General features: G+C 70.6%; 14 protein-coding genes. 11 read left to right on the top strand and 3 right to left on the bottom strand.

Annotated elements, in window-relative coordinates; translation table 11 throughout:
* Positions 1–8 precede the first annotated feature (8 nt).
* The 3 genes from OG490_RS27495 to OG490_RS27505 all read left to right on the top strand — a co-directional run bounded on the left by OG490_RS27495 (position 9) and on the right by OG490_RS27505 (position 4,775).
* Positions 9–665: a GNAT family N-acetyltransferase gene (locus tag OG490_RS27495; protein ID WP_330298939.1), complete on the top strand. Its 657-nt coding sequence runs from the start codon at positions 9–11 to the stop codon at positions 663–665.
* Positions 666–787: 122 nt separating this feature from the next.
* Positions 788–2,752, top strand: a complete 1,965-nt coding sequence (locus OG490_RS27500; RefSeq protein WP_330298940.1) for an IucA/IucC family protein — start codon at positions 788–790, stop codon at positions 2,750–2,752.
* Between the two features lie 52 nt (positions 2,753–2,804).
* Entirely contained in the window at positions 2,805–4,775 is a 1,971-nt protein-coding gene (locus OG490_RS27505) for an ATP-dependent DNA helicase (protein WP_330298941.1), read from the top strand.
* Positions 4,776–4,923: 148 nt separating this feature from the next.
* On the opposite strand, the gene lexA is transcribed toward OG490_RS27505, so the two are convergent.
* Positions 4,924–5,715, bottom strand: coding sequence for a transcriptional repressor LexA (gene lexA / locus OG490_RS27510; protein WP_328301175.1), 792 nt, complete (start codon positions 5,713–5,715; stop codon positions 4,924–4,926).
* A 488-nt stretch (positions 5,716–6,203) separates the two neighbouring features.
* On the opposite strand from lexA, the gene nrdR reads away from it, so the two are divergent.
* Both nrdR and OG490_RS27520 read left to right on the top strand, forming a co-directional pair.
* Positions 6,204–6,716 carry a transcriptional regulator NrdR gene (gene nrdR / locus OG490_RS27515; protein ID WP_330298942.1) on the top strand — a complete coding sequence of 171 codons (513 nt, stop codon included), beginning with the start codon at positions 6,204–6,206 and terminating at the stop codon, positions 6,714–6,716.
* Positions 6,717–6,864: 148 nt separating this feature from the next.
* Complete coding sequence (locus OG490_RS27520; RefSeq protein ID WP_330298943.1) at positions 6,865–9,762, top strand: vitamin B12-dependent ribonucleotide reductase; 2,898 nt, start codon at positions 6,865–6,867, stop codon at positions 9,760–9,762.
* 8 nt (positions 9,763–9,770) lie between these two features.
* On the opposite strand, the gene OG490_RS27525 is transcribed toward OG490_RS27520, so the two are convergent.
* Positions 9,771–10,223, bottom strand: a complete 453-nt coding sequence (locus OG490_RS27525; RefSeq protein WP_330298944.1) for a MarR family winged helix-turn-helix transcriptional regulator — start codon at positions 10,221–10,223, stop codon at positions 9,771–9,773.
* Between the two features lie 110 nt (positions 10,224–10,333).
* Here OG490_RS27525 and OG490_RS27530 point away from each other — a divergent pair, with 110 nt between their 5' ends.
* Positions 10,334–10,819, top strand: coding sequence for a MarR family winged helix-turn-helix transcriptional regulator (locus tag OG490_RS27530; protein ID WP_330298945.1), 486 nt, complete (start codon positions 10,334–10,336; stop codon positions 10,817–10,819).
* Between the two features lie 25 nt (positions 10,820–10,844).
* Here OG490_RS27530 and OG490_RS27535 read toward each other — a convergent pair whose 3' ends face one another.
* The gene (locus OG490_RS27535) at positions 10,845–11,804 is read right to left on the bottom strand and encodes a DUF1152 domain-containing protein (RefSeq protein ID WP_330298946.1); all 960 of its coding nucleotides are present in this window, start codon (positions 11,802–11,804) and stop codon (positions 10,845–10,847) included.
* Positions 11,805–11,882: 78 nt separating this feature from the next.
* Between OG490_RS27535 and OG490_RS27540 the strand changes: the two genes are divergently transcribed.
* The 5 genes from OG490_RS27540 (at position 11,883) to OG490_RS27560 (ending at position 16,930) form a co-directional block, all read left to right on the top strand.
* Positions 11,883–12,707: an arylamine N-acetyltransferase family protein gene (locus OG490_RS27540; protein WP_330298947.1), complete on the top strand. Its 825-nt coding sequence runs from the start codon at positions 11,883–11,885 to the stop codon at positions 12,705–12,707.
* A gap of 32 nt (positions 12,708–12,739) precedes the next feature.
* Positions 12,740–13,345, top strand: coding sequence for a YdbC family protein (locus tag OG490_RS27545; protein WP_330298948.1), 606 nt, complete (start codon positions 12,740–12,742; stop codon positions 13,343–13,345).
* Between the two features lie 88 nt (positions 13,346–13,433).
* Positions 13,434–14,093, top strand: coding sequence for a histidine phosphatase family protein (locus OG490_RS27550; RefSeq protein ID WP_330298949.1), 660 nt, complete (start codon positions 13,434–13,436; stop codon positions 14,091–14,093).
* An 11-nt stretch (positions 14,094–14,104) separates the two neighbouring features.
* A complete protein-coding gene (locus tag OG490_RS27555) occupies positions 14,105–15,019 on the top strand; it encodes an ADP-ribosylglycohydrolase family protein (RefSeq protein WP_330298950.1) in 915 nt (304 codons plus the stop codon).
* A gap of 174 nt (positions 15,020–15,193) precedes the next feature.
* Complete coding sequence (locus OG490_RS27560) at positions 15,194–16,930, top strand: DUF4153 domain-containing protein (protein ID WP_330298951.1); 1,737 nt, start codon at positions 15,194–15,196, stop codon at positions 16,928–16,930.
* The last annotated feature ends 66 nt before the right edge of the window (positions 16,931–16,996 follow it).

The raw sequence follows: 16,996 nt of genomic DNA on the forward strand, positions 1-16,996 counted from the left end.
GAGCCCCGATGCCCTCCACCGATTTCCACACCGATGCACCCCACACCACCGAGCCGCCTCTGACCGCCGAGCTGCTGCCGCTGCTCGCCGAAGCGGACCTGCTCGACTCCCCGGCGAGCTGGGGCGGTGTCACCACGTGGGCCGGACTCTTCCGTCTCGAACCCGTCCGCCTCGGCCGTGACCTGGAGCTGCTCACCCGCTGGATGAACGACCCGGAGGTGGCCGCCTACTGGGAACTCGCCGGCCCCGCCGCCGTCACCGCAGCCCACATGCGGGCACAGCTGGACGGGGACAGCCGCAGCATCCCGTGCCTCGGCCTCCTCGACGGCACGCCGATGAGCTACTGGGAGATCTACCGGGCCGACCTCGACCCGCTCTCCGCGTACTACCCGGCGCGCCCCCACGACACGGGTATCCACCTGCTCATCGGAGACGGCACGAATCGTGGCAGGGGTCTGGGCGCCGCGCTCCTGCGCGCCGTGGCAGACCTGGTGCTCGACAACCGCCCTCGCTCCATGCGCGTCATCGCCGAACCGGACATCCGCAACACCCCCTCCGTATCAGCCTTCCTGAGCTCCGGCTTCCGCTGTTCCGCGGAGATCGAACTGCCCGGCAAGCGTGCGGCCCTGATGATCCGCGAGCGGGCGCTGCGCAATCTCCTCTGAGTGCCGCCCCCGCACGTCCCGGATCCCTCTGGCCCGCTCGCCCCGTCCTTCGTCGTCCTCCGCACCTCTCACTTCGAAAACTCTGCGTCGCGCAGCAAAGTTCCCGATCTCCGAGGAGTCCCGTGCCGAATTTCTCAGCAGCCCCCGACTCCGCCGGCCCGCACTTCTCGGATGCCGTGCCCCCGTCCCCCCAACATCCGTGCACCCCACCCGAACTGAACCTCCCGACCTGGGACTTCGCCGCCCGCCGCCTCCTCGCCAAGATGCTCGGGGAGTTCGCGTACGAGGAGATCATCAGGCCGGTCCCTGCTCCGGCGGCCTCCGGCGACGCCTGGACCCTGACCCTCGACGACGGCAGCAGCCTCGGCTTCCGCGCCCGCCGCCGCGTGTACGGCAGCTGGCACGTCGCCCCCGACACGATCACCCTCACCCCGCCACGCACCTCAACCGAGCCCCCGGCCCCATCCGGAACTCCCACCACCCCCAGTACTCCCACCACCCCAGGGAGCCCGACCACCCCCGGCGACCGGCCCACCGCCCCCGGCGGCCAGACCACCGCCTTCGCGGACCCGTACGCCTTCCTCATCCGATCCCGCACCCTCCTCAACCTCGACGGCGCCACCCTCGGCCACCTGGTCCGCGAGCTCAGCGCCACCCTCGCAGCCGACGCCCGCATCGACCACGGCGCGCTCACGGCCGACGTCCTCGCCGACCTCGACTACGCCACCCTCGAAGGCCACCAGACCGGCCATCCCTGGCTCGTCCTCAACAAGGGCCGCATCGGGCTGTCCGCCTCCGACACCGCCGCCTGGGCTCCCGAGGCCCGCAAGCCCCAGCGCCTGCCCTGGCTCGCGGCCCACACCTCGCTCGCCCAGTACCGGGGCACCGCGGGCCTGGAGGATCCCGCACGCCTCTACTCCACCGAGCTGGACCCCGTGACCCGCGCCGTCTTCGACCGGGCCCTGCGCGACCGCGGCCTCGACCCGCTCGGCTACTTCTACCTCCCCGTCCATCCCTGGCAGTGGGACGAGGTCCTCCTTCCCCTCTTCGCCCCCGCCCTCGCCGCCGGCACCCTGGTACCGCTCCCCGCCGACCCCGACCTCCGCCTTCCCCAGCAGTCGATCCGCACCTTCCTCAACCTCACCCGCCCCGAGCGCCACAGCGTCAAACTGCCGCTCTCCGTCTTCAACACCATGGTCTGGCGCGGCTTGCCCTCCGACCTGGCCCTGGCCGCGCCCGCCGTCACCGCCTGGATCCACTCGCTCCGCGACGGCGACCCCTTCCTCCGGGACGAATGCCGAGTGATCCTGCTCGGTGAGGTCGCCTCCGTCACCGTGCGCCACCCCGTCTACGACGAGCTCCCCGAGGTCCCGTACCAGTACAAGGAGCTCCTCGGCGCGATCTGGCGCGAGCCGCTGACCGGCCACCTGGCCCCCGGCGAGCGGGCCCGTACCCTCGCCTCGCTCCTGCACACGGACCCCCGCGGCCGGTCCTTCACGGCCGAGCTCGTCGCCCGCTCCGGCCTGGCCCCCGCTGTCTGGCTCCAGCACCTCTTCGCCGCCCTGCTGCCCCCGCTGCTCCACTTCCTCTACCGCTACGGCACCGTCTTCTCCCCGCACGGCGAGAACGCCGTTGTGATCTTCGACGAGCACGACGTCCCGGTCCGGCTCGCGGTCAAGGACTTCGTGGACGACGTCAACATCAGCGACGAACCCCTGCCCGAGCTCGCCGCCATGCCCGAAGAGGTCCGCGCGGTACTGCTCCGCGAGCCCGCCGACTTCCTGCCCCAGTTCATCCACTCCGGGCTCTTCGTCGGAGTCTTCCGCTACCTCTCCGCTCTCTGCGAGGACCGGCTGGACGTCCCGGAGGAGGAGTTCTGGTCCCTCGTACGGGCGGAGATCCTGCGCCACCAGGCCCGCTTCCCGGAGCTCAAGGAGCGCTACGAGCTCTTCGACCTCCTCGGCGAACGCATCGGGCGGCTCTGCCTCAACCGGAACCGGCTCTACGAGGACGGTTACCGCGATCGCCCCGACCGCCCGCACGCCGTCCAGTACGGCACCGTGGCGAACCCCTTGTACCGGCCGTGAGTCCTCGCCGGTGCGGTCACTGTCGGTGGCGCCCCGTAGGGTTGGCAGTGCTATGACGAAGCCCTCCCTCCCCGACCTGCTGCACGCCGCCGTCTCCGCCGTCGGCGGCACGGAGCGCCCCGGCCAGGTGGCCATGGCCGAAGCCGTCGCCGAAGCGATCGACGACACCTCCCACCGCCTCATCCAGGCCGGTACCGGCACCGGAAAGTCCTTGGGCTACCTGGTGCCGGCCCTCGCGCACGGCGAGCGCGTGGTCGTGGCCACGGCGACGCTGGCGCTCCAGCGCCAGCTCGTCGAGCGCGACCTGCCCCGGACGGTGGAGGCGCTGCATCCGCAGCTCCGCCGCCGCCCGCAGTTCGCCATGCTCAAGGGCCGCTCCAACTACCTGTGCCTGCACCGCCTGCACGAGGGCGCCCCGCAGGACGAGGAGGACGGCCTCTTCGACCAGTTCGAGGCGGCCACCCCGACCAGCAAGCTGGGCCAGGACCTGCTGCGCCTGCGCGACTGGGCGGACGAGACCGAGACCGGCGACCGCGACGACCTGACCCCGGGCGTCTCGGACAAGGCCTGGTCGCAGATCTCCGTCTCCTCCCGCGAATGCCTGGGCGCGACGAAGTGCGCGTACGGAGCCGAGTGCTTCGCGGAGGCCGCTCGCGAGCGGGCCAAGCTCGCCGACGTGGTCGTCACCAATCACGCGCTCCTGGCCATCGACGCCATCGAGGGCGCCCCGGTGCTCCCCCCGCACGAGGTGCTGATCGTCGACGAGGCCCACGAGCTGGTCTCCCGGGTGACCGGCGTCGCCACCGGCGAGCTCACCCCCGGCCAGGTGAACCGTGCCGTGAAGCGGGCGGCGAAGCTGGTCGACGAGAAGACCGCGGACTCCCTGCAGACGGCCTCGGAGACCTTCGAGCGCGTCATGGAGCTGGCCCTCCCCGGCCGGCTGGAGGAGATCCCCGAGGATCTCGGCTATGCGCTGATGGCCCTGCGCGACGCCTCGCGCAACGTGATCTCGGCGATCGGCAACACCCGCGACAAGTCCGTCCACGACGAGGACGCGGTCCGCAAGCAGGCCCTCGCCGCGGTGGAGACCGTGCACGGCGTGGCCGAGCGGATCATGAACGGGTCCGAGTACGACGTCGTCTGGTACGAGCGCCACGACCGCTTCGGTGCCACGGTCCGGGTGGCCCCGCTGTCGGTGTCCGGCCTGCTGCGCGAGAAGCTGTTCACGGAGCGCTCGGTGGTCCTGACCTCGGCCACCCTCAAGCTCGGCGGCGATTTCAACGGGGTCGCGGCCTCCCTCGGACTCTCCCCGGAGGGCGTCGAGGGGGACGACGTACCCCAGTGGAAGGGCCTGGACGTCGGCTCGCCGTTCGATTACCCCAAGCAGGGCATCCTCTACGTCGCCAAGCACCTGGCCACCCCCGGCCGCGAGGGCACCCGCGGCGACATGATGGACGAGCTCGCCGAGCTGATCGAGGCGGCCGGCGGCCGCACCCTCGGCCTGTTCTCCTCCATGCGCGGCGCGAAGGCAGCCGCCGAGGAACTGCGCGGCCGGCTCGAGAACCCGATCCTGCTCCAGGGCGAGGAGACCCTGGGCGAGCTGATCAAGAACTTCGCAGCCGATCCGAAGACCTGTCTCTTCGGCACGCTGTCCCTGTGGCAGGGCGTGGACGTCCCCGGGCCCAGCTGTCAGCTGGTGGTCATGGACAGGATCCCGTTCCCGCGCCCCGACGACCCGCTGATGAGCGCCCGGCAGAAGTCGGTCGAGGAGCGCGGCGGCAACGGCTTCATGGCCGTGGCGGCAACGCACGCGGCGCTCCTGATGGCCCAGGGCGCGGGCCGTCTCGTACGGGCCACCGGGGACAAGGGCGTCGTCGCGGTGCTGGACCCGCGGCTGGCGACGGCACGGTACGGGAGCTTCCTGCGGGCCACGCTGCCGGACTTCTGGTACACCACGGACCGCAACCAGGTCCGCCGCTCACTGGCGGCCATCGACGCTGCCGCGCAGGCCGACGGGAAGTAGTTATGGGAGCACGAGCGGCAACCATCAATTGAGCAACCCAAGCGGCGAGCAAGCACATCCGCGAGAGCGGCGGCGGTTCAGCCGCAAAGTACAGAACAGCCCTGGGACCGGCGCAGTGGGTCCCAGGGCTGGATGAGGGCGCGGGGCTTCAGACCCTGCGCAGTACGGCGACGACCTTGCCGAGGATGGTGGCCTCGTCGCCGGGGATCGGCTGGTAGGCCGCGTTGTGCGGGAGCAGCCAGACGTGGCCGTCCTCGCGCTTGAACCGCTTGACCGTGGCCTCGCCGTCCAGCATGGCGGCGACGATGTCGCCGTTCTCCGCGACGGGCTGACGGCGGACCGTGACCCAGTCGCCGTCACAGATCGCGGCCTCGATCATCGAGTCTCCGACGACCTTGAGGCAGAACAGTTCACCGTCGCCCACCAGCTGGCGCGGGAGCGGGAACACGTCCTCCACCGACTCCTCGGCGAGGATCGGGCCACCCGCCGCGATCCGGCCGACCAGCGGGACGTACGAGGCCGCGGGCTTGCCGGTGGTGTCCGTGGGCTGCGAGCTGGGCTGGTCGGAGCCGCGTACCTCGTACGCCCGGGGGCGGTGCGGGTCACGGCGCAGGAAACCCTTGCGCTCCAGGGCCATGAGCTGGTGTGCGACCGACGACGTGCTGGACAGGCCGACGGCCTGGCCGATCTCCCGCATCGACGGCGGGTAGCCCCGCCGCTGCACCGAGTCGCGGATGACCTCGATGACCCTCCGCTGCCGGTCCGTGAGCCCGGAGCTGTCGGCGCGGATGCCTGGAGGTCGCCCTGGCAGCGAGCGTGCGGGGCGTGCGGGCTCCGCCTCCGGGTTCAGGCTTGCGTCGTTCATGGCATGCACCGGCTCAAGTCGGCTCTGGGAGCGGTTCTGGGCAGTGATGGTGGCACTGTCTGCGGTGGTGGTCACGTCGGCCCCTCTCGAAATGTTCTCCCTAGCTGGACAACGGTAGTTGCTTTCGAAAGGTTGCGCCAAACACACGTTCGAGTGAAAAATCGCAGATCACACACCGTGTTCACATCGGGGGGTGTATGGACGACCGGAGGCGATCGGCGGGCCGTCTGGACCGAACGGAGGTTCGGCTCCGGAGTCACTGCTTACGGTACCCTTCCGGGTCGGGTCGCCACCGGTCGGGTCTGGGCCCAGTGTGGCACCGCGAGGCCTCGGATCAGGCCATCGGGCGCCGCGACACGCGGAGCGACGTAAATCCACCACAACCCAAGATCTAGTGGTTGGATGAGCGCTGCCACCCAGAGGTTGTGGTCCTCGGTCTGCCGAGGCCCCCGGCATCGCATATGCTTGTGGCTGCTTCATGAGCCCCCCGACAGAGCTTCGACTCTGCCGTTCAGGGGTCTCACGAGGTGATTCAGTCGTGCCAAGAGGAGGGTGAGGGAACCATGCACTGCCCCTTCTGCAGGCACCCCGACAGCCGTGTCGTCGACAGTCGGACCACCGACGACGGCACGTCGATCCGCCGGCGCCGCCAGTGCCCCGACTGCTCCCGTCGCTTCACGACGGTGGAGACGGCCTCACTGATGGTGATCAAGCGCAGCGGGGTGACCGAACCCTTCAGCCGTACCAAGGTCATCTCCGGCGTGCGCAAGGCGTGCCAGGGGCGACCGGTCACCGAGGACGCCCTCGCCAAACTCGGCCAGCGGGTCGAAGAGGCGCTGCGCGCCACCGGGAGCGCCGAGCTGACCACCCACGACGTGGGTCTGGCCATACTCGGCCCGTTGCAGGAACTGGACCTGGTCGCTTACCTCCGGTTCGCGTCCGTTTACAAGGCGTTCGACACACTCGAAGACTTCGAGACCGCCATCGCGGAACTCCGCGTGCCGCGGTCCCACCCCGAGGAGTGCGAGCCCGGTGGGACCGCTTCGGTCCCCGTGCCCGCCTCCGCCGCCGACTGATCCGGTGGCCGCGCCCGCAGCGCGGCCGTCCGCTCGGTCCGGCGATGGCATTGCAGATACGTAGCTCCACAGACATACACACAGCACCGTGCCGCGGAATATCGATGGCACTTTAGGGCGTTTTTGCCCGCATATGGGAGGAAGCGGCATGACAGAGACGGCGAGCAGCTCGGCACGAGGTTCCCGCGCCAAGGGGACCAAGACTGCCAAGAGCGGCCTGCGTATCGAGCGCATCCACACCACGCCGGGCGTGCACCCGTACGACGAGGTGAGCTGGGAGCGCCGTGACGTCGTCATGACCAACTGGCGCGACGGCTCGGTCAACTTCGAGCAGCGCGGCGTCGAGTTCCCCGACTTCTGGTCGGTGAACGCGGTCAACATCGTCACCAGCAAGTACTTCCGTGGTGCTGTCGGCACCCCGCAGCGCGAGACCGGTCTGAGGCAGCTCATCGACCGGATCGTGAAGACGTACACCAAGGCCGGCGAGGACTTCGACTACTTCACGTCGCCCGCCGACGCGGAGATCTTCGAGCACGAGCTGACGTACGCGCTCCTGCACCAGATCTTCAGCTTCAACTCGCCGGTGTGGTTCAACGTCGGCACGCCCCAGCCGCAGCAGGTCTCCGCCTGCTTCATCCTGGCCGTCGACGACTCCATGGAGTCGATCCTCGACTGGTACAAGGAAGAGGGAATGATCTTCAAGGGCGGCTCCGGCGCCGGCCTGAACCTCTCCCGCATCCGCTCCTCCAAGGAGCTCCTCTCCTCCGGCGGCAACGCCTCCGGCCCGGTCTCGTTCATGCGCGGCGCCGACGCGTCCGCCGGAACCATCAAGTCGGGCGGCGCCACCCGCCGTGCGGCCAAGATGGTCGTCCTGGACGTGGACCACCCGGACGTCGAGGACTTCATCGCGACCAAGGTGAAGGAAGAGGAGAAGATCCGCGCCCTGCGCGACGCGGGCTTCGACATGGACCTGGGCGGCGACGACATCACGTCCGTCCAGTACCAGAACGCCAACAACTCCGTCCGCGTGAACGACGAGTTCATGACGGCCGTCGAGAACGGCACCGAGTTCGGCCTGCGTGCCCGCATGACCGGCGAGGTCATCGAGACGGTCGACGCCAAGTCGCTCTTCCGCAAGCTCGCCGAGGCCGCGTGGGCCTGTGCCGACCCGGGCATCCAGTACGACGGTGTGATCAACAACTGGCACACCTGCCCCGAGTCCGGCCGCATCACCGCGTCCAACCCCTGCAGCGAGTACATGCACCTGGACAACACGTCCTGCAACCTCGCCTCGCTGAACCTGATGAAGTTCCTGAACGACGACGGCAAGGGCAACCAGTCCTTCGACGCCGAGCGCTTCTCCAAGGTCGTCGAGCTCGTCATCACCGCGATGGACATCTCCATCTGCTTCGCGGACTTCCCGACGCAGAAGATCGGCGAGAACACCCGCGCCTTCCGCCAGCTGGGCATCGGCTACGCCAACCTCGGCGCCCTGCTGATGGCCACCGGCCACGCGTACGACTCGGACGGCGGCCGCACCCTCGCCGCCTCGATCACCTCGCTGATGACCGGTACCGCGTACAAGCGTTCCGCCGAGCTGGCCGCGATCGTCGGCCCGTACGACGGCTACGCCCGCAACGCCGAGTCGCACAAGCGCGTCATGAAGCAGCACGCCGACGCCAACGCCGTCGCCCCGCGCACCGAGGACCTGGACAAGGTCATCTGGGCCGCGGCCACCGAGGCCTGGCAGGACGTCGTCCGTCTCGGCGAGAAGAACGGCTTCCGCAACTCGCAGGCCTCCGTCCTCGCGCCGACCGGCACCATCGGTCTCGCGATGTCCTGTGACACGACGGGCGTCGAGCCGGACCTGGCCCTGGTCAAGTTCAAGAAGCTCGTCGGCGGCGGCTCGATGCAGATCGTCAACGGCACCGTCCCGCAGGCCCTGCGCCGCATGGGATACCAGGAAGAGCAGATCGAGGCGATCGTCGCCCACATCGCCGAGCACGGCGTGGTCGTCGACGCCCCGGGCCTGAAGGCCGAGCACTACTCGGTCTTCGACTGCGCGATGGGTGAGCGTTCCATCTCCGCGATGGGCCACGTCCGCATGATGGCCGCGATCCAGCCCTGGATCTCCGGCGCGATCTCCAAGACGGTCAACATGCCGGAGACGGCCACCGTCGAGGAGATCGAGGAGATCTACTTCGAGGCGTGGAAGCTGGGCGTCAAGGCGCTCGCGATCTACCGCGACAACTGCAAGGTCGGCCAGCCCCTCTCCGCGAAGAAGAAGGAAGAGGAGAAGGTCGAGGTCACGGCCAAGGCCGAGGACACGATCCGCACGGCGGTCGAGAAGGTCATCGAGTACCGCCCGGTCCGCAAGCGCCTCCCGAAGGGCCGCCCGGGGATCACCACCTCCTTCACGGTCGGTGGCGCCGAGGGCTACATGACCGCGAACTCCTACCCGGACGACGGTCTCGGCGAGGTCTTCCTGAAGATGTCCAAGCAGGGTTCCACCCTCGCGGGCATGATGGACGCCTTCTCGATCGCCGTCTCGGTCGGTCTGCAGTACGGCGTCCCGCTGGAGACGTACGTCGCGAAGTTCACGAACATGCGCTTCGAGCCGGCCGGTATGACGGACGACCCGGACGTGCGGATGGCGCAGTCGATCGTCGACTACATCTTCCGCCGCGTTGCGCTCGACTTCCTGCCCTTCGAGACCCGCTCGGCCCTCGGCATCCACTCCGCCGAGGAGCGTCAGCGTCACCTGGACACCGGGTCCTACGAGCCCCTCGACGAGCAGCTCGACACGGAGTCCCTGACCCAGTCGGCCCCGCTCGCGGCGGTTCCCGCGGTGGCTCCGAAGCCGGTCGTGGCCGCGGTCGCCCCGGTTCCGGCCCCCAAGACGGCGCACTCCAACGCCGAACTGGTCGAGATGCAGCTCGGCGTCTCCGCCGACGCCCCGCTCTGCTTCTCCTGCGGTACGAAGATGCAGCGCGCCGGCTCCTGCTACATCTGCGAGGGCTGCGGCTCGACCAGCGGTTGCAGCTGACCGAGGCCTCAGGGCCGCAACGGCTGAATAGCTGACGAAGCGGGGACCGGCATCATGCCGGTCCCCGCTTCCGCGTTGAGGGCGATGCGCTCGAGTACGCAGACCGCGGTGCGGTACTCCTCGGGGGTGATTCCCTCCGTCGACCGCTCGCGGAAGGCGGCGACGCGGGTGGCCGCGGCGGCGAAGCGGGTGCGGCCGGCGGGGGTGAGGGACACGGGGCCGGGGGGCTCCTCGCTGAGCCAGTCGTCGGCGGTGAGGGAGTCGATGACGCCGGTCAGGGTCTGGGTATCGGCGTTGGCGGCGAGCAGGGCGTGTACGTCGGCGGGCGCCGTCGGGCCGCCTTCGACCGCGTTGAGCACCTGCCAGCCGAGCCGCGTGAGGCCGGCGTCGGCGAGGAGGGCGTCCATGGAGCGGGTGAGGGCCAGGTCGGTGCGGTTCAGCCAGTATCCGATGGGCTTCATGGATATGCATGCTTGCATGCATATAGTTTCGGGTCAACATGTGATTCGGTAAGGTGGTGGTCATGACTACGCCTGAAAGCGGACCCGTGAGTGGACCGGCGAGTGGATCCGTGAGTGCTTATGGACCGGCCGAGGCCGCCGCGCTGCTGGACGCCGTCGGTCCGGCCTTCGGCAGGCTCCGCCGGTCGGTACTGGCCGAGGTGGAGAATCCGCTGTCGCCGAAGGACATGACGCGCACGCTCGTGCTCAACATCGTCGAAGAGGGTGTGAAGGCGCCGGACGGCGAGGTGACGGTGGGGGCGGTCGCCGAGAGGCTCGGCGTGGATCCGTCCGTGGCCAGCCGGATGGTCTCCGACTGCATCTCCAGCGGCTACCTCGTCCGGGCGGCCTCCCAGCGGGACGGCCGGCGCACCATCCTGTGTCTGAGTGCGCAGGGCGTGGACCTGCTGGACCGCTTCCGGGCGCACCAGCGCGCCGCGTTCGAGTACGTGACGGCCGACTGGTCCGAGCTCGACCGGCTGGACCTGGCCAGGCTCATGGTCAAGTACGTCGACACGATCTCTGGATTGCGGGATCGGGGCCCGGTAGGCCGCTGACCGGCCGGCACTCCTGACTCGCGCCTCAGTGCGGGATGGTGCGTGCCGGGCGAGTGATCGTTTCTTCTCGGAAGTCCGAGATCGCGGAGCTCACCTGGCGCATGAGGTGGGTGTTCTCGATCCGGTCGAGGTAGAGGCAGCGCGCGGCCAGGCCGGTCAGTTCGAAGGCGAAGCACAGGGACATCAGCGGGTTCACGAAGAGCTCGCTGTCCCGGGTGCGGCTGGTGAACCGGACGTCTCCGAAGGCGCCGCGGACTGCCGCGGCGACCGAGCCGTTCACGATGCTCGGATGGTCCGGGGTGTGCTCCTGGGCGTGGGCCACGGCATCGAGATAGAGCGCGCCCTCGCGGGTGGCGCGGGGGATCGAGAACGCCCCGAGGTACGCCCCGTCCCGCTCCAGCGCCGCGATGTTCTCCAGCACCAGCGCGTGGCTCACCCCGTGGTACGCGTCCACGCCGAAGCCGACGCAGACGACGAGGCGTTCGGGTACGTCGTCCAGCGCGGCCAGCGCCGCCACGCTGGTCAGGTCCTCCTCGGGCGTGCCGAGACCGGCTTCGTCACCCCGCATCAGGATGTCGGTGCCGCCGTCGACCAGGACCACCGCGTCGATGCGGTGCAGGTCGATCAGTGCCCGGTAGGCGGCGCGCAGCGGCTGTACGCCGACCTGGGGGAAGGCGTACACCGTGGACGGGTAGCCGTGCAGCGTCAGCCACTGGGCCAGGGTCCGCTCGGGGAAATAGGTCTGGTGGGGCGAGGAGTCGGGGGTGACGGCCGCGAGGTCCGGGGCCGCCCAGTCCTCGACCGGGAGGCCTCCGAGCGAGCTGAAGGAGAGGTTCGCGAGGTGGACCTCCTTGCCCTGGTGCATGAGGGAGAGGGCGATGGGGAGGCCGGAGTAGATGTCGAAGCCGCCGCCGGCGCCGGCGACGAGGATCCGCTCGGCCGAAGCCAGGCGGGCGAAGAGCGGGTTGGAGTGCAGGGCGGTCATGACCATCATTGTGCGGGGCCCATCGACCAGGCGCCCCGGGATGTCACGGTACGGCGAGCGAGGGAGCGGGGGAGCGCCATGTGGAACGGTGACCAGTTGGACCTGGATGCCTATCTGGCGAGGATCGGATGGGAGGGCGGGGAACTCCGGGCGGATCTGGCGACGTTGAAGGAAGTACACCGGGCCCACACCGGTGCGATCACCTTCGAGAGTCTGGACGTACTGTTCGGCCGATCCGTCGCGCTGGACGTCAAGGCGGTCGAAGACAAGCTCGTGCACGAGCGCCGCGGCGGCTACTGCTACGAGCAGAACCTCCTGCTGGCCGCTGCCCTGGAGCGGATCGGCTTCGAGGTCTCCGGGCGCGGTGCCCGCAACCGCACCCGCGGGGACACCCTCCTCGCAGTGACGCACGCCGTCCTCGTCGTCACCGTGGAAGGGGAGCCCTGGCTCTGCGACGCCGGGTTCGGCTGGCAGGGCCCGCGCGAGCCCGTGTCCCTGGCGCGCCCCGGAGTCGAGGCGCACCAGGGGGAGTGGGTGTTCCGCGTCCGGGAGGAGGCGGGCGGGGTCCTCGTGCTCTGCGCACTGCGCGAGGGAGCCTGGCGCGACCTGTACGCCTTCTCTCCGCAGCCCTACCACCCCGTGGACTATGTGGTGCTCAACCACTACAGCTCCTCGCACCCCCGCTCCTCCTTCGTCGGCCAGGTCATCGTCCAGTACCCGGGCGACCGGGCCCGGCTGGCGCTCGTAGGGAGGGTGCTCTCGCGACTGCTTCCCGACGGGCGGGTGGAGCGCCGGGAAGTGGAGGCCGACGGGCTGCTCGCCCTGCTCGACCGGGAGTTCGGGCTTCGCCTGCCCGATCGGGACGCGGCGGAACTCCTGCGGATCTACCGCGCCGGGGACTGACCCGGGCCCCGCCGGGCCCGTACGATGGCGCAGTGCTGGTCAAGTGGATTCGCTGCACGGTGACGGACCGACGCGGGTTCGAGCGCGGGCAGCGCAAATGGGCTGGGCTGCCCGGCGAACCGGGGTTCCGGGGACAGGGCGGCGGCTGGAGCCGAGGCCGGCAGGGGGTGGCGCATGTCTTCGCGTTCTGGGAGAGCCGCTCCTTCTACGATTCCTTCATGGCCCGGTCGCACGACCGGCTGGCGGCCTCGCAGAGCGGCACCTTCACCGATGCGCGGGTCACGCTCTTCGACCACCGCTTCGATGTGAAGACCGGCTTCGAGCCGCGGTTCACCGACGCCGACGTGGTCCGGGTCGCCCATACCCGGGTGCGCGAGGGCCGGGTGGACCACTTCGCCCTCATGCAGGAGAAGGTGTGGAATCCGGCGATGGCGGGCTCGCCCGGCATGATCCGGGGCCTCTTCGGCGAGGCGCCCGGCCGGGAGTTCCTCGTCCTGTCGATGTGGCAGGCGGCGGCCGAACACGGCAAGTACCGGCAGGAGCGGGTCGAGCGGCTGTCACTGCGCGCCCAGATCCAGGCCGACGTGGAGGCCCTCACCGGTGACGTCGTCGACCTGGAACCCTCCTGGACGGTATGACCGTACGAAGAGCTGGCCGTACGACTGCGGCCCGGCCGACCGGCGTGCCCGGTCGGCATGCCCGCCGGTGGCCGAATAGGGTCGTGGGATGGTTCGACCACGGCGCATCGTCCTTGTCCGGCACGGGGAATCGGAAGGCAATGCCGATGACTCGGTGTACGAGCGGGAGCCCGACCACGCCCTGAGGCTGACCCGCGCCGGGCGCGAGCAGGCCGCCGACGCGGGCGTGCGGCTGCGTGAGCTCTTCGAGGACGAGTCCATCAGCGCGTACGTCTCCCCCTACCGCCGGACCCTGCAGACCTTCCGGGAGTTGCGCCTGGACCCGGCGCGGGTCCGGATGCGCGAGGAGCCGAGACTGCGCGAGCAGGACTGGGGCAACTGGCAGGACCGGGACGACGTACGGCTGCAGAAGGCGTATCGCGACGCCTACGGACACTTCTTCTACCGCTTCGCGCAGGGGGAGTCGGGCGCCGACGTGTACGACCGCGTCGGCTCCTTCCTGGAGAGCCTCTACCGCAGCTTCGAGGCCCCGGACCATCCGGAGAACGTGCTGCTCGTGACCCACGGGCTGACGATGAGACTGTTTTGCATGCGGTGGTTCCACTGGTCCGTGGCCGAGTTCGAGGCCCTCTCCAACCCGGGGAACGGCGAATACCGGGTCCTTCTGCTCGGCCCCGACGGCCGGTACCGGATGGACCGCCCGTTTGAGCGGTGGACCACACCCGAGCCTTATGACCTGGACGGCTAGAGTGACGCGCGATGACCTCTGACTCCTCTTCCGAAAGGCGCTACGCGCGCGCCATGGCCAGCCTCCGTGGGCTGGCCATGGGGGACGCCCTGGGCTCCCAGTACTTCGTCCCCGTCAACTACCCGCTGCTCAAGCGGCGCGAGCTGCCCGTCGGCAGCGACCCCTGGCAGTGGACCGACGACACCGAGATGGCCTGCTCGGTGGTGGCCGTGCTCGCCGAGCACGGCCGGGTGGACCAGGACGCTCTGGCCTCCTCCTTCGCCCACCACCACGACTTCGACCGCGGCTACGGCCCCGCCGTCAACCGGATGCTGCGCCTGGTCCGCGAGGGCGCGGACTGGCGCACGCTCGCCGCCGAACTGTTCAACGGGCAGGGCTCGTGGGGCAACGGTGCGGCCATGCGGGTAGCCCCGCTGGGCGCCTGGTACGCCGACGACCCCGAGCAGGCCACCCACCAGGCGGAGATCTCCGCCTACACGACCCACCAGCACCGCGAAGGCGTGTGCGGAGCGATGGCCGTGGCCGCCGCGGCCGCGCTCGCGGCCGCCCCTGCCGGACCGCCCAAGGCCGCCGACCTGCTGGACGGCGTGATCGCGCTGGTTCCGCGCAGCGCCGTGGGAGCCGGGCTGCGGCGGGCGCGCGACATGCTGGACTACAACGACGCGACCACCGTCGCGGCCGTACTGGGCTGCGGGCGGCGCACCAGCGCCCACGACACCGTGCCGTTCGCCCTGTGGTCGGCGGCGCGGGGGCTCGAAGACTACGAGCGGGCCTTCTGGACCACCGCGCAGGTGGGCGGTGACGTCGACACGACCTGCGCGATCGTCGGCGGGGTGCTCGGCGCACGCGGGGACGAGGTGCTGCCGGCGGCCTGGCTGGCGCGGACCGAGGCACTGCCGGCCTGGCTGCCGGAGACGGCCCGGTAGCAGCGAGGCGGCGGCGCGGCGGCGGCGGTCCGGGCGGAACTGCGCCCCGTCCGTTTGTCACGGTCCTGCCACAGGCCGCTTTTAAACCTGTTCAAAACTGGCTGCCACCGGCCTACTCTGTCCGCTCCGCCACCCCCGCATTCACGGGGGCGGCAGACAGGGGAGGGGAACCCGATGCCAGAGAACGCAGACGGAGCGAACGACGGCGCGGCGCAGGCCGCGAGCACGGCGAAGGCCGCGGACGCCGTGGCCGGGGGCGGAGCCGCCGGTGCTCCTGCCGGGACGGGAGTGGGGGCCGGCGTAGGATCCGCTCCGCCCACGCCGACAGGGATGCCCCCTGCGCCGCCCGGTTGGGATCCCAAGGCGTGGCGGACCTACCAGACGCGCCTGACGCGTCAGCGCCGGGCCAGGGCCGGTGGCTGGTCCCTCGCAACGCTCGCCTGGGCCGAGGCCGCGCGGCCCGGCGCCGTGGCCCCCGTATCGGGCCCCGTGCTCGGCGCCGTCCTCGCCTCGGGCGTCGCCGCCGCCCTGCTGCTCGGTGACGGGCTGGGTCCCGGCCTGCTCATCGCGGTGGTGCCGGCCCTCGTCGCCGCGTACGCGGCGGCCCGCAGGGCCGGGCGTACCGTCCGGCCGTGGACCACGGTGTGGGCGCTGGGCTGCATCGCGCTCCTGGCCGTGCCCGCCCTGCGGGACTCCGGCTGGCCGACCGCGACGGCCCTGTTCGCCGCCCTCCTGACGGGTGCGCTGGCCCTGCACGGCAGCCGCAGTTGGCCCGGCATCCTGCTCAGCCCGCTCGGCTTCGTCGACTCGGCCGTCCTCGGGGTGCGCTGGGCCTGGACCGGGATGCGCTCGCGCGGCGACGGGGTCAGGAAGGACCGCGTGCTGCCGCTGCTGAAGGCGACGCTGGTGGCGGTGGTCCTGCTCGTCCTCTTCGGCACGCTGTTCGCTTCGGCCGACGCCGCCTTCGCGGATGTGCTCAGCGGGTTGGTCCCCGACGTCAGCGGCGGGGACGGGGCGGCCCGCTTCCTGCTCTTCCTGCTGGGCGCCGTCCTCGCGATCGCCGCCGCGCGGACCGCCGCGGCGCCCGCCCGCTGGGACCGGATCGTGGTGGCCCCGGGGAAGGCGCGCTCGCGGGTGGAGTGGGCGCTGCCGCTCGTCGTGCTGAACCTGCTCTTCGCCGGATTCAACGCCGTTCAGCTGACCGTGCTGTTCGGCGGCTACCGCAAGGTCCTGGACGCCACCGGCCTCAGCTACTCCGAGTACGCCCGCCAGGGCTTCTGGCAGCTGCTGTGGGCCACCCTGCTCACCCTCGCCGTCATCGCGCTCGCCCTGCGCTGGGCCCCGCGCGACGGTGCCGGCGACCGGCGGCTGGTGCGCTCCGTGCTCGGCACGCTGTGCGCCCTGACCCTGGTCGTGGTGGCTTCCGCGCTGCACCGCATGAACCTCTACGTGGACGCGTACGGGCTGACCCGGCTGCGCGTCTCGGTCGCGGGCGTGGAGCTGTGGCTCGGGCTGGTCGTGGTACTACTCATGGCCGCCGGGGTGTTCGGCGCGCGGTGGCTGCCGCGCGCGGTGGCGGGGAGCGCCGTGGCCGCCGTACTGGCCTTCGGGCTGGTGTCCCCGGACGGGCTGATCGCCGAGGGCAACGTCAACCGCTACGAGCGGGTCCACAAGATCGACCTGGCCTACTTCCAGTCCCTGTCGGCCGACGCGGTGCCTGCCCTGGACCGGCTGCCCGAGCCGCAGCGCTCCTGCGCCCTGCGCGGGATCAACCAGGACCTGGTGCGGGCGGGCGACGACGTGCCCTGGTACGCGATGAGCCTGGGGGAGCGCAGGGCCCGGCAGATCCTGCGCGAGCGCCCGGTGAAGGTCTCGTACGAGGAGTGCTGGCGCCTGCGCACCTTCGGATAGGGCGGGGCCCGCGGGACTCGTGGACGGGCCCGGCGCGGAATTCCTCCCGCGCCGGGCCCTTCGTAC

This window comes from Streptomyces sp. NBC_00503, assembly GCF_036346895.1.
Classification (GTDB): Bacteria; Actinomycetota; Actinomycetes; order Streptomycetales; family Streptomycetaceae; genus Streptomyces.

What these genes read in the sequence shown, in the direction of transcription:
- OG490_RS27495 (WP_330298939.1), top strand. Translation starts at nt 9, where the DNA reads ATGCCCTCCACCGATTTCCACACCGATGCACCCCACACCACCGAGCCG.
- OG490_RS27505 (WP_330298941.1), top strand. Translation starts at nt 2,805, where the DNA reads ATGACGAAGCCCTCCCTCCCCGACCTGCTGCACGCCGCCGTCTCCGCC.
- nrdR (WP_330298942.1), top strand. Translation starts at nt 6,204, where the DNA reads ATGCACTGCCCCTTCTGCAGGCACCCCGACAGCCGTGTCGTCGACAGT.
- OG490_RS27520 (WP_330298943.1), top strand. Translation starts at nt 6,865, where the DNA reads ATGACAGAGACGGCGAGCAGCTCGGCACGAGGTTCCCGCGCCAAGGGG.
- OG490_RS27525 (WP_330298944.1), bottom strand. Translation starts at nt 10,223, where the DNA reads ATGAAGCCCATCGGATACTGGCTGAACCGCACCGACCTGGCCCTCACC.
- OG490_RS27535 (WP_330298946.1), bottom strand. Translation starts at nt 11,804, where the DNA reads ATGACCGCCCTGCACTCCAACCCGCTCTTCGCCCGCCTGGCTTCGGCC.
- OG490_RS27540 (WP_330298947.1), top strand. Translation starts at nt 11,883, where the DNA reads ATGTGGAACGGTGACCAGTTGGACCTGGATGCCTATCTGGCGAGGATC.
- OG490_RS27550 (WP_330298949.1), top strand. Translation starts at nt 13,434, where the DNA reads ATGGTTCGACCACGGCGCATCGTCCTTGTCCGGCACGGGGAATCGGAA.
- OG490_RS27555 (WP_330298950.1), top strand. Translation starts at nt 14,105, where the DNA reads ATGACCTCTGACTCCTCTTCCGAAAGGCGCTACGCGCGCGCCATGGCC.
- OG490_RS27560 (WP_330298951.1), top strand. Translation starts at nt 15,194, where the DNA reads ATGCCAGAGAACGCAGACGGAGCGAACGACGGCGCGGCGCAGGCCGCG.